Raw genomic sequence first — 12,257 nt, forward strand, 5'->3', positions numbered from 1 at the left:
GCGCGGTTGTTCGCTTCTGGGACATCACTTCGCGGAAGCGGGCACGGCCTGGGGCGAGAGGGGCCCTGACTCCAACGATTCCCTGGGGTTGGTGCGGAAGGAGGCGTTGGCACGCGGCTCGCTCTAGGGCCTGGCCGTGGACATTCCCAAAGCCAAGAAGCCTCGCCGCAAGCCCTGGGTCTTCGCCATCGGAGGCGCGCTCGCTCTCATCCTCGTCACGGTGGGCCTGGGCCGGCTGCGCCCCGCGGCGCCGTCGGTGGACCGTGCCTCGGTGTGGTTGGACACGGTGAAACGCGGCCCGATGGTGCGCCAGGTGAAGGGCGCGGGCACGTTGGTGCCCGAGTACATCCGCTGGCTGACGGCGGACACGGCGGGGCGCGTGGAGCGCATCCACGTGCGGCCCGGCGCGCAGGTGAAGGCGGACACGCTCTTGATGGAGCTGTCCAACCCGGACGTGCAGCTGCAGATGCTGGAGGCCGAGCGGCAGCTGGCGAGCGCGGAGGCCGAGTACATCCAGATGCGGATGACGCTGGAGACGCAGCGGCTGGCGCAGGAGGCTTCGGTGGAGACGCTCACCGTGGAGTCCTCGGACGCCGCGCGCCGGGCGTCGGCGAACACCGCCCTGGCAGAGAAGGACCTCATCCCCGTGCTCGAGGCCCGGCAGCAGGGTGAGAAGGCGGGGGAGCTGACGCGCCGGCTGGAGTTGGAGCGCAAGAAGCTGACCGTGGTCGCCGCGAGCATGAAGGACCAGCTGGCCGCGCAGGCCGGACAGGTGGAGCGGTTGAAAGCGGTCGCGCGCTTCCGACGTACCCAGGTGGACTCGATGAAGGTGGTCGCCGGGGAGGATGGCGTGTTGCAGGAGCTGCCGTTGGAGCTGGGCCAGTGGGTGACGCCGGGCGTGCTGCTGGCGAAGGTGGTGAAGCCCGAGCGGCTCAAGGCGGAGCTGAGAATCGCCGAGACGCAGGCGCGCGACATCGTCCAGGGCCAGAAGGCGCTGGTGGACACGCGCAACGGCATCGTCGAGGGCACGGTGGCGCGCGTGGCGCCGGCGGCCAGCCAGGGCACGGTGCGGGTGGAGGTGTCCTTGCCGGCGGAGCTGCCCCGGGGCGCGCGGCCGGACCTCACGGTGGAGGGCACCGTGGAGCTCGAGCGGCTGGCCAACGTGCTGTCGGTGGGGCGGCCGGCGGGCGCGCAGCCCAACGGGACGATGTCGCTCTTCCGTTTGATGCCGGGAAGTGACGAAGCCGTGCGAGTGCCGGTGCAGCTGGGCCGGGGCTCGGTGAATGCCGTGGAGGTGCTCCAGGGCCTCACGGAAGGTGACCAGGTGGTGCTTTCGGACATGGCCGCGTGGGACGCGGTCGAGCGGGTGAGATTGCGATGACGACGACGACGAGCAGTGTGGAGACGCCCGCTTCCGAGGACGCGGCGGTGCTTTCGGGTGGGACCAAGGCGGACCCGAACAAGGCCCTCATCACGCTGGAGGGCCTGACGAAGGTGTTCGAGACGGAGGAGGTGGAGACGCACGCGCTCTCCAACATCCACCTCAACATCCGCCAGGGTGAGTGGGTGGCCATCGTCGGCCCGTCGGGCTCCGGCAAGTCGACGCTGCTGGCGGTGCTGGGGTTGCTCGACACGACGACGCGCGGCACGTACCTGCTCGACGGCAAGAGCGTGTTGGACCTGTCCGCCACGGACCGGGCGCTGGTGCGCAACCGGCACATCGGCTTCATCTTCCAGAGCTTCAACCTCATCGGCGATTTGACGGTGTTCGAGAACGTGGAGCTGCCCCTGACGTACCGGGGCATGCCCGCCGCCGAGCGCAAGCAGCGGGTGGAGCGCGCGCTGGAGAAGGTGGGCATGGCGCACCGCGCGCGGCACATGCCGGGGCAGCTCTCCGGTGGTCAGCAGCAGCGCGTCGCCGTGGCGCGCGCGGTGGCGGGAGACCCGCTCATCCTCCTGGCCGACGAGCCCACCGGTAACCTCGACTCGAAGAACGGCGAGGCGGTGATGCAGCTGCTCTCCGAGCTGCACAAGGCGGGCGCCACCATCTGCATGGTGACGCACGACCCCGCGCACGCGCGCACCGCCACGCGCACGGTGAGCCTCTTCGACGGTCGCATCGTGCAGGACGAGCAGCGCCGCTGAGCGTCCGTCGTCCCCTTCGCCACGCCCCCACCCATGGAAAAGCTCCTTCAGGATGTCCGCTACGCGCTGCGTTCGCTGCGCAAGAGCCCCGGCTTCGCGCTGGTGGCGGTGCTGGCGCTGGCGCTGGGCATCGGCGCGAACAGCGCGGTCTTCAGCGTGGTGAACGGCGTGCTGCTGGTGCCTCCGCCGTTCGCGGAGCCGGACCGGCTGATGGACGTGTCGAACGACTTCGCCCGCGCGGGGCGCAGGGGGCTGACGTCCTCGGTGATGGAGTACCAGGACTACGCGAGCCTTCCTTCCGTCTTCACCTCGGTGGCGGCGTACACGGACGACAGCGTGACGCTGACGGGCGTGGACACGCCGCAGTCGCTGGTGATGGTGGAGGCCACCGCCTCCTTGCTGCCCACGCTCGGCGTGGCGCCCATGCTGGGCCGCAACTTCACCGAGGCGGAGGAGACGAAGGGCCACGACAGGGTGGTGGTGCTCACGCACCAGACGTGGCGCGCGCACTTCTCCGAGGACCCGAACGTCCTGGGGCGCACGCTCCAGCTGAACGGCGAGCCGCACACCGTCATCGGCGTGCTGCCGCGCGGGGTGGCGTTCCCGGCGGGCTCGGAGCTGTACAAGCCCTTCGCGCCCTCGGCGGAGCTGGCCTCCGAGGACAAGCGTGACACGCGGTTCCTGGAGGTCATGGCCCGCCTGAAGCCCGGGGTGACGCTGGAGGCGGCGCGCAAGGATTTGGAGCGCGTGTCCCAGCAGCTCGCCCAGACGTATCCGAAGTACGCGCAGAGTCAGCGCACCATCGCCCTGAAGTCGCTGGAGGACGAGGTGGTGGGCGAGGTGCGTGGGACGTTGTGGCTGCTGCTTGGCGCGGTGGGCTTCGTGCTGCTGGTGGCGTGCGGCAGCGTGGCGAATCTGCTGCTGGCCCGGGCGGCGGCGCGCGAGCGCGAGGTGTCCATCCGCGCGGCGCTGGGCGCGAGCCGTGGGCGACTGGTGGCGCAGTTCCTCACCGAGAGCCTGCTGCTGTCGCTGGTGGGCGGGGCGTTGGGCTTGCTCTTCGCGCTGTGGGGCACGGACGTGCTCCTGGCGTTCGTGGGGGATGCGTTGCCGCGCGCGGCCGAGGTGCGGTTGGACATGCGCTCGGTGCTGTTCACCGGTGGGGTGAGCCTCGTGTCGGGGCTGGTGTTCGGGCTGGTGCCGGCGCTGCAGGCGAGCCGCGCGGACCTGAACGCGGCGATGCGCGAGGGCTCGCGTGGCACGGCGGGCGGCCGCTCCGGGAAGCTGCGCTCCGGGTTGGTGGTGGGGCAGGTGGCCTTCGCGCTGGTGCTGCTGGTGGGCGCGGGCCTCTTCGGCCGGAGCCTGCTGGCGCTCCTGTCCGTGGACCCGGGCTTCCGGCCCGAGGGCGTGCTCACCGCGAGGCTGACGCTGCCGGAGAACCGCTACGCGACGACGGAGCAGCAGGGCGCCTTCCAGCACGAGCTGTTGGGGCGCCTCCAGGCATTGCCCGGCGTGGAGTCCGCGGGGCTCACCAACCTGTTGCCCCTGGGCCGCTCGGTGACGTTCGGCTTCGACATCGACGGACGCACCAAGGGCCCCGACGAGGTGTGGCCCGCCGTGCAGCTGCGCACCGTGAGCGCGGACTATCTCTCCACGTTGGGCATGCGGCTTCGCGAGGGGCGGCTGCTCGAGGCGACGGACGTCCCGGGCACGGCGTGGGCGGTGGTCATCAACAAGACCTTCGCGGATGCGTACTGGCCCCAGGGCAACGCGCTGGGGCAGCGACTGAAGTTGCGGTACCCGAAGGCCGAGTGGACCACGGTGGTGGGCATCGTCGAGGACGCGCGCGAGTGGGCCTTGGACAAGCCGGTGGTGCCCATGGCGTATTACTCGCTGCCGCAATTGGGCGGCTCGCACCTGGCGCTGGCCGTGCGGACGAAGGCCGGGGCCCCGGAGGCGCTGCGCGCGGGCATCGCCGCCGAGCTGCGCCAGGTGGACGCGGACGTGCCGCTGTTCGGCGTGGCGCCGCTGACGCGCCTGGTGGATGAGTCCATCGGCGCGCGGCGACTGTCGGCGCTGCTCATGGGCCTGTTCGGAGGCACCGCGCTGCTCCTGGCGGCGCTCGGCCTGGCGGGAGTCATCGGCTACTCGGTGGCGCAGCGCACGCGGGAGATGGGCATCCGCATGGCGCTGGGCGCGGCGCGCTCGGACGTGCTGTGGCTGGTGCTGCGTCAGGGCCTGAGGCTCACCGGGCTGGGCGTGGTGGTGGGCGGGGTGATGTCGCTGGGGCTGGCGCGATTCCTGGGCGCGCTGCTCCATGGCGTGACGGCGTATGACCCCGGGACTTTCGTGGGCGTCGCGGCGTTGCTGGGTGGCGTCGCGCTCCTGGCCACGTGGCTGCCGGCGCGCCGGGCCACGCGCGTGGACCCCATCATCTCCTTGCGCTCCGAGTGAGCACGAAAGAAGCACGCACCATGTCCTCTCCCCTCATCTCCCTGCGCCAGGTCGAGAAGTCCTATCCCCTGGCGGGCGGCCGCACCTGGGTGCTGCGCAACATCGACCTGGACATCCAGGCCGGCGAGTTCGTCACGCTGATGGGCCCCTCTGGCGCGGGCAAGTCCACGCTGTTGTCCGTGCTGGGCCTGCTCGACGCCGAGTGGAAGGGCGAGTACGTCCTGGACGGTCAGGCCGTGCACGCGATGAAGCCCAAGGAGCGCGGCGAGCTGTCGCGGCGCACCATCGGCTTCGTGTTCCAGCAGTACCACCTGCTCGACAACCTCACGGTGGCCGAGAACCTGGAGGTGCCGCTGTCCTACCGCAACCTCAAGCGCGGCGAGCGCGAGGCGCTGGTGGGCGACATGCTGGACCGCTTCCAGCTGGTGGGGAAGAAGGACCTGTTCCCCTCGCAGCTCTCCGGTGGGCAGCAGCAGCTGGTGGGCATCGCCCGCGCGCTCATCGCCACGCCCAAGATTCTGTTGGCCGACGAGCCCACGGGCAACCTCCACTCGGCGCAGGCCAAGCACATCATGGAGGTGTTCCAGACGCTCAACAAACAGGGCACCACCATCATCCAGGTGACGCACTCGGAGGCCAACGCGGCCTACGGCCACCGGATCATCCAGCTCGCCGACGGCTGGCTCCAGAAGCCCTGAGACTTTCGCGAGGAACCCCATGCTGAGCGACGTGTCGATGGACGTGAAGTACGCCCTGCGGACGATGCGCCAGTCGCCCGTCTTCACGGTGGCGGCGGTGCTGGTGTTGATGCTGGGCATCGGCGTGACGACGGCGTTGTTCAGCGTCGTGGACGCGGTGCTGCTGCGCCCCCTGCCATTCCCGGAGCCGGAGCGGCTGCTGATGCTGGCCACCGCGAAGCCCGAGCGGATGTCGGCGCGCTACAGCCTGCTCTCCTACGAGGACATCGCGCGGCGCTCCACGCAGATGCACGCCATGACGGCGTACACCGGTCAGATGATGAACCGCACCGGCCACGGCGACGCCGAGCAGCTGCGCGGCGCGATGGTGGTGGGCGACTTCTTCGGCGCCTTCGGCATGAAGCCGCTGCTGGGTCGGACCTTCGCGGTGGACGAGCGCGACGCGCGGCTGGCCGTCATCTCGCACGCGCGATGGCAGAAGGAGGGCGGCGGTCAGGACATCCTCGGGCGCTCGATGACGGTGGGCGGTCAGCCCTACACGGTGATTGGGGTGATGCCGGCGGCCTTCGACGTGCCCTCGCGCACCACCGAAATCTGGCTGCCCTTCGACAGCCAGCCGGGCGCGGCCACGTCGGAGGAGCGCACGCAGCGCGGCTTCCGCGGCTTCTCCGTCTCGGCGCGGCTGTCCCCCGGCGCGACGCTCGAGTCGGCCCGACAGGAGCTCCAGGGCATGGCCCCCGAGCTGCTCGCCGCGGACTCCGCGCTGGTGCTCAACGTGATGCGCTACTCGGACTACCTCACCCAGGGCGTGAGCCAGCTGTTGTGGGTGCTGCTGGGCGCGGTGGCGCTGGTGTTGATGCTGGCGGCGGCCAACGTGGCCCACCTGCAGCTGGCGAGGGCGGCGGCGCGGCAGCAGGAGCTGGGCATCCGCGTGGCGCTGGGCGCTGGGCGCGGCCGGTTGGTGCGGCAGCTCTTGACGGAGAGCGTGCTGCTGGCGCTGCTGGGCGGCGTGGGCGGTGTGCTGCTGGCGCTGTGGGCCACGGATTTGTTGATGCTGCTGGGGGCCAGCAAGCTGCCTCGCGCGGGGGAGGTGGTGGTGCAGGGGCGCGTGCTGTTGTTCGCGCTGGCGGTGACGCTGACGACGGGCGTGGGCGTGGGGTTGGTGCCGGCGCTGCAGCGCTCGCAGCTGTCGCCGGCGGCGGTGCTGGGGCGCGGGGCGACGGAGAAGTCACGCGGCCGCACGCACGCGGTGCTGGTGGTGGCGGAGGTGGCGCTGGCGCTGATGCTCGTCTCGGGCGCGGGGCTGATGCTCAAGAGCTTCTGGCGGATGTACCAGGCGGACCCGGGCGTGGACCCGGTGGGCGTCTTCGTGGCCCGGCTGTCCCTGCCCAAGGACCGCTACTCCGAGTCGGAGCGGGTGACGGCCTTCCATCGCGAGCTGACGACGCGGCTGGCCGCGCGCCCTGAGGTCGCCGCGGTGGGCGTGGGAGACGCGCTCCCGCAAGGGGGCTCCATCTCGCGCTCGGGCTACTGGAAGGAGGGCGTCGAGGAGCCCCCGGTGCGCCCCAACGCGCTGGTCAACGCCTCCACGCCGGGCTTCCTGGAGGCGCTGCGCGTGCCGCTGCTCGCGGGTCGGCGGCTGGCGGAGACGGACAAGGCGGACGCGCCCCTGGTCATGGTGGTCAGCGAGCACTTCGCGCGCGCTGTCTTCCCGGGAGAGGACCCGCTGGGCCGCCGCGTCTCCTTCGGTGACGAGGACGCGCAGGGCAACACGCTGTGGACCACGGTGGTGGGCGTGGTGGCGGACGTGGCGTACGCGGGCGTGGAGGAGGGCCACGAGCCCACCGTGTACCGCCCCATGGCGCAGGAGCCGACGACGGACGGGCAGCTCGCGGTGCGCGCGGCGCCGGGCCTGGACCCCAAGGCGCTGGAGTCGGTGGTGCGCGAGGAGCTGCGCGCGGTGGACTCCATGGTGGCGCTCGCGCACGTGAGCACGCTGGAGGAGCGGCTGTCGCTGGACTTGGGGCAGCCGCGCTTCCGGGCCGTGTTGCTGGGGGCCTTCGGGGTGCTCGCGTTGGTGCTCGCGGCGGTGGGCATCTACGGCGTGATGTCGTACTCGGTGGCGCAGCGCACGCACGAGATGAGCGTGCGGCTGGCGCTGGGCGCGCGGGGCTCGGATGTGTTGTTGCTGGTGGTGGGGCAGGCGCTGCGGCGGGTGGGGCTGGGGTTGGGCCTGGGCCTGCTGGGCGCGCTGGCGGCCCATCGCATCATGGAAGGGCTGCTGTATGGCATGGGCGCGCTGGATGTTCCGGTGTTGGCGGGCGTCGCGCTGTTGCTCCTGGGTACCGCCTGGCTGGCGAGCTGGCTTCCGGCTCGCAGGGCGGCGAACGTGGACCCCGCGTCGGTGCTTCGTCGCGGCTGAGTCCCTTCCTTTCTGGCACTCTCTTTCTCCTGGATGACCTCCGTGTCCGAATCACTCTCTGTCTCCGTTCCCACCCCCGTCCCGCCGTCACCGGCCCCGGTGGCCACCGCGCGTCCCTCGCGCATCCTGATCGCCGACGACCAGGCCGACGTGCTGGAGGCCCTGCGCCTGCTGCTCAAGCGTGACGGACACACCGTCGTCACCGCGCAGTCGCCCGCGGGAGCGCTCGCCACGCTGGAGGCCGAGGACGTGGACCTGGTCCTGATGGACCTGAACTACGCGCGCGACACGACGTCCGGCAAGGAGGGCATGGACCTGCTCGGTCGCATCCGCGCGCAGGACGCGTCCCTGCCGGTGGTGGTGATGACGGCGTGGAGCAGCGTGGAGGGCGCGGTGGAGGCCATGCGCGGCGGCGCGCGCGACTACGTGCAGAAGCCGTGGGACAACACGCGGCTGCTCGCCACGCTGCGCACGCAGCTGGAGTTGAGCCGCGCGCTCAAGCGCAGCCGCCGGCTGGAGGATGAGAACCAGCACCTGCGCCGGGGACAGGGCGGGCTGCCGAACCTGGTCTCCGAGTCACGCGCGATGATGCCGGTGCGCCGGATGATTGAGCGCGTGGCGCCGTCGGCCGCCAACGTGCTGGTGACGGGCGAGCACGGCACGGGCAAGGAGGTGGTGGCGCGGCTGCTGCACGCGTCCTCCACGCGCGCGGACCGGGCCTTCGTGGCGGTGAACTCCGGCGGCCTGTCGGAGGGCGTCTTCGAGAGCGAGCTGTTCGGCCACGTGAAGGGCGCCTTCACGGACGCGAAGACGGACCGCATCGGCTGCTTCGAGCTGGCGGATGGCGGCACGTTGTTCCTGGATGAAATCGGGAACATGCCGTTGTCGCAGCAGGCGAAGCTGTTGCGCGTGCTGCAGACGGGCGAGTTGCACCCGGTGGGCTCGTCGAAGACGCGGCGGGTGGACGTGCGCGTGGTGAGCGCGACGAACGTGGACCTGCCCAAGGCGGTGGCCGAAGGGCGCTTCCGCGAGGACTTGCTGTACCGCCTCAACACGGTGGAGGTGCCGCTGCCGGCGCTGCGTGAGCGGCGCGAGGACATCCCGCTGCTCGCGACGCACTTCCTGGGGGAGCACGGCAAGCGCTACGGGCGTCATGACGTGCGGATGTCGGCGGGGGCGCTGGAGGCGCTCTTGTCCTATCCGTGGCCGGGCAACGTGCGTGAGCTGGAGCACGCGGTGGAACGCTCGCTGCTGATGGCGGTGGGCAACGAGGTGACGGCGGAGGATTTGCTGTTGCGCCGGGCGGGGCGTGAGGGGCTGTCGCGGCTGGAGGAGATGACGCTGGAGGAGGTGGAGCGCTACCTCATCGAGCGGGCGCTGGCGCGGCACGAGGGCAACGTGAGCGAGGCGGCGAAGGGGCTGGGCCTGTCGCGCAGCGCGCTGTACCGTCGGCTCCAGTACTACGGCATCAAGGGAGCAAGGTGAGTGAGGCGCGAGCGCAGGCCCTGGCCACATGACCTGCAGGTGCTGGCCCTGACGTGGCTGGCGGGACTGCCGGGCGGGGTGGCGTCGCTCGCGCTGGTGTGGACGGGAGACTTCTCGTCGAAGGTCCGCTGGACGCTCACCACGCTGGTGGTGGGCATGTTCCTGGGCGTGGGGCTGCTGGTGCGCGAGCGGGTGATGCGGCCGCTGCACGCGGTGGCGAATCTCCTGGCCGCGCTGCGCGAGGGGGACTACTCGACGCGCGGGCGTGGGGCTCGGGCGGGCGACGCGCTGGGCGAGGTGCTGCTGGAGGTGAACGCGCTGGGTGACACCTTGCGCGAGCAGCGGCTGGGGGCGCTGGAGGCGGGGGCGCTGCTCGAGCAGGTGATGGAGGAGATCGACGTCACGGTGCTGGCCTTCGACGTGGCGGGGACGCTGCGGTTGGTGAACCGGGCGGGTGAGAGGCTGCTGGGCCAGTCGCGCTCACAGCTGATGGGGAAGGGCGCGGGCTCGGTGGGGCTGGCGGACCTGCTGGAGGGCCCGGCGCCGCGCAGGCTGTCGCGCACCTTCGCGGAGGAAGGCGGCCCGTACGAGCTGCGGCGCGGGGCGTTCCGTCAGGGGGGCCTGCCGCATCACCTGGTGGTGGTCGCCGATTTGCGGCTGGCGTTGCGCGAGCAGGAGCGCGAGGCGTGGCGCCGGCTGGTGCGCGTGTTGAGCCATGAAATCAACAACTCGCTGGCGCCCATCCAGTCCATCGCGGAGGCGCTGCGGGACACGCTGGTGATGGAGCCGCGCCCCTCGGACTGGGAGGACGACGCGAAGAGCGGGCTGGGAATCGTGGCGAGGCGCTCGGAGGCGCTGGCGCGGTTCATGTCCGCGTATGCGCGGCTGGCGAGGCTGCCGCCGCCAGTGTTGCGAGGCGTGGAGGTGGATGGGTGGGTGCGGCGCGTGGCGGCGCTGGAGCACCGGAGGTCGGTGGCGGTGCGGACGGGGCCGTCGCTGGTGGTGCGAGGGGATTCTGACCAGCTGGAGCAGCTGCTCATCAACCTGGTGCGCAACGCGGTGGACGCGGTGCTGGCGGAGCCTCGCGGTGGCGACGTCTGGGTGTCGTGGGCGGTGTTGTCGCCGGGGACGGTGGAGGTCTGGGTGGAGGATGAGGGCCCGGGGCTGGCGGACACGGGGAACCTGTTCGTGCCGTTCTTCACGACGAAACCGCAGGGCAGCGGCATCGGCCTGGCGCTGAGTCAGCAGATTGCCGAGGCGCACGGTGGGACGTTGCGCCTGGAGAACCGTCCGGAGGGGCGTGGGTGCCGTGCGCGGCTGCGGCTCCCGCTGGAGGGGCGCGCGGCGATGGTGGGGTGAGCGGGTGCTTCAGCGGAGCTCCTCGGCCAGGGCGACGATGATGCCCGAGGGGCCGCGGAGGTAGCAGAGCAGGTAGAGGTCCTGGTAGCGGGCGACCTCTCCGACGAGCTCGGCGCCGTGCTTGCGCAGGCGGCTGATGACGTCGTGGATGTCGTCGACGGCGAACATGATGCGCCGCAGGCCCATGATGTTGGCGGGTGTGTCCCTGGGCTCGCCGTGGATTGCCGTCGGGTGATGGAACTTCGTCAGCTCGAGGCGAGTGGGGCCATTCGGGGTCCGCATCATCGCGATGTCGACCCGGACGTTCTCGAGCCCGACGCAGCGGTCGACCCAATCACCTTCCACGGGCATCTCGCCTTCGAGTTGCAGTCCGAGCTCGGTGAAGAAGGCGATGGCCGCCGGGAGGTCCTCGACGACGATGCCGATGTTGTCCAAGCGTTTGACGGTCATGTGCTCGTCCCTGGGGTGATGGGGGTCGCGGGCAGCATCGCTCAGGGCGGCCCGGTGTGCGGCAAGAAGATGCGTGTGCGCCGTTGCCCGGTCGATCGGCCGAGGTCTCCGCACTGCTCGGAGCTGAATGTCATTTGCTGTGTTGATTGCAGCTGCAATACGAATTGCGGAAGATGAGCCCGGCTCGGACATCTCTCGCTCGCACATCCTCACGACATAGGAGGTCTGCCATGAGTCGTCTGAAGGGGTGGGTGTTGGCCTGCGCAATCAGCTGGGTGATGGGGTGCGGAGGCTCGTCCGTGGAGGTTGCTGACGTTGGCGAGGAGGCACAGGTGGTCTCGCAAGAGCTCGCGGGGTGTACTGCGCTCTGCGCCACGGGCTCAGTCAGTTGTCCTGTCGGGACCGCCAACTGCGTCTCGAACGACTATCAGGGTGTTTCGTGCAACGGAGTGGCCATCCCGTGTCCTTCGACGCCGCCTCCGGCCTGCGACGCGGTGGCTTGCTCCAGCTTGCACAAGAAGCGCTGCACCGTGCCGGGCCGACTGGAGGATTGTTGCACTCCCGCTGGGACCCCCCAGGTTTGCGAGTGCAAGACATCCCTCTGGTGGTGTGGCCCGGGCGAGGGGTAGGCCGTCCGCCCGGACTCGCGTGAGGCGTGGAGCCTCGGTCGCAGGCTCGCCGCGCGTGAGTTCGCACGGCGAGCCTGGGGTGCACGCGCCCGAGTCCGCCGACCGAGAGCAGAGGGTGCGCAGCTCATCCAAGGTGCCGCGTCACGACGCTCAGAAACCGCAGCAGGTGATGTACTGGTCCTGGCACATGGTGCGGCAAGCGGCGTCGCCGTTGCAGCCAGCGACACAGGCGACCCGGGCCGGGCCGCAGTACGAGGGACACGCGGCCGTGGGGCCCGGAGGCACCATCTCCTGCGCGGTGTGCGCGGCGGCACAGACCTGCTCGCCGGCCTCGAGGCTCGTCACCTCGGCTCCGCTCGTGGCGACGACGCCCATCAGGCCCACCAGCATCACCACCGCGGACATGAACACCTTGTTCAGCATGGGGCTTCCTCCAGGTTGCGTGGAACCGCGCCTGCGCTGCCTCGCGCGAGTCCGAAGAACTCACGAGACAGGCATTGCGTGCATTCCAGCACAGAGCACTGCCCTGGAGGGACGGGTGTCCAGAGACTCAGGCCACCTGGGCGCCGTCTCCGTGCGACTGCGCGCGCCGGGTTTAGACCCGAAGCGCGCATCGGT

Annotated in this window: 9 protein-coding genes; 7 read left to right on the plus strand and 2 right to left on the minus strand. The window is 70.8% G+C overall.

Annotated elements, in window-relative coordinates; genetic code table 11:
- Positions 1–136 precede the first annotated feature (136 nt).
- From LXT21_RS28960 to LXT21_RS45240, 7 genes are read left to right on the plus strand one after another with little or no spacing between them, the layout of a single operon-like run.
- Positions 137–1,381, plus strand: a complete 1,245-nt coding sequence (locus LXT21_RS28960; RefSeq protein ID WP_254041434.1) for an efflux RND transporter periplasmic adaptor subunit — start codon at positions 137–139, stop codon at positions 1,379–1,381.
- Positions 1,378–2,145 carry an ABC transporter ATP-binding protein gene (locus tag LXT21_RS28965; protein WP_254041435.1) on the plus strand — a complete coding sequence of 256 codons (768 nt, stop codon included), beginning with the start codon at positions 1,378–1,380 and terminating at the stop codon, positions 2,143–2,145. Before LXT21_RS28960 ends, LXT21_RS28965 begins: the two co-directional genes overlap by 4 nt.
- A gap of 33 nt (positions 2,146–2,178) precedes the next feature.
- Positions 2,179–4,596, plus strand: a complete 2,418-nt coding sequence (locus tag LXT21_RS28970; protein WP_254041436.1) for an ABC transporter permease — start codon at positions 2,179–2,181, stop codon at positions 4,594–4,596.
- Between the two features lie 20 nt (positions 4,597–4,616).
- Entirely contained in the window at positions 4,617–5,294 is a 678-nt protein-coding gene (locus LXT21_RS28975) for an ABC transporter ATP-binding protein (RefSeq protein WP_254041437.1), read from the plus strand.
- Positions 5,295–5,313: 19 nt separating this feature from the next.
- Positions 5,314–7,716: an ABC transporter permease gene (locus tag LXT21_RS28980; protein ID WP_254041438.1), complete on the plus strand. Its 2,403-nt coding sequence runs from the start codon at positions 5,314–5,316 to the stop codon at positions 7,714–7,716.
- Positions 7,717–7,758: 42 nt separating this feature from the next.
- Positions 7,759–9,201: a sigma-54-dependent transcriptional regulator gene (locus tag LXT21_RS28985; RefSeq protein WP_407667067.1), complete on the plus strand. Its 1,443-nt coding sequence runs from the start codon at positions 7,759–7,761 to the stop codon at positions 9,199–9,201.
- On the plus strand, positions 9,202–10,560 hold the full coding sequence (locus LXT21_RS45240) for a sensor histidine kinase (RefSeq protein ID WP_323395094.1): 1,359 nt from the start codon (positions 9,202–9,204) through the stop codon (positions 10,558–10,560).
- 9 nt (positions 10,561–10,569) lie between these two features.
- Here LXT21_RS45240 and LXT21_RS29005 read toward each other — a convergent pair whose 3' ends face one another.
- Positions 10,570–11,010 (minus strand): VOC family protein, encoded by a 441-nt coding sequence (locus LXT21_RS29005; protein WP_254041440.1) that lies wholly within the window; start codon positions 11,008–11,010, stop codon positions 10,570–10,572.
- Between the two features lie 779 nt (positions 11,011–11,789).
- A complete protein-coding gene (locus LXT21_RS29010) occupies positions 11,790–12,062 on the minus strand; it encodes a hypothetical protein (RefSeq protein ID WP_254041441.1) in 273 nt (90 codons plus the stop codon).
- Positions 12,063–12,257 lie beyond the last annotated feature (195 nt).

The organism is Myxococcus guangdongensis (assembly GCF_024198255.1).
GTDB lineage: Bacteria > Myxococcota > Myxococcia > Myxococcales > Myxococcaceae > Myxococcus > Myxococcus guangdongensis.

Bases quoted from the DNA above. Each gene is read 5' to 3' on its own strand.
- LXT21_RS28965 (WP_254041435.1), top strand. From the start codon at position 1,378: ATGACGACGACGACGAGCAGTGTGGAGACGCCCGCTTCCGAGGACGCG.
- LXT21_RS28970 (WP_254041436.1), top strand. From the start codon at position 2,179: ATGGAAAAGCTCCTTCAGGATGTCCGCTACGCGCTGCGTTCGCTGCGC.
- LXT21_RS28975 (WP_254041437.1), top strand. From the start codon at position 4,617: ATGTCCTCTCCCCTCATCTCCCTGCGCCAGGTCGAGAAGTCCTATCCC.
- LXT21_RS28980 (WP_254041438.1), top strand. From the start codon at position 5,314: ATGCTGAGCGACGTGTCGATGGACGTGAAGTACGCCCTGCGGACGATG.
- LXT21_RS29005 (WP_254041440.1), bottom strand. From the start codon at position 11,010: ATGACCGTCAAACGCTTGGACAACATCGGCATCGTCGTCGAGGACCTC.
- LXT21_RS29010 (WP_254041441.1), bottom strand. From the start codon at position 12,062: ATGCTGAACAAGGTGTTCATGTCCGCGGTGGTGATGCTGGTGGGCCTG.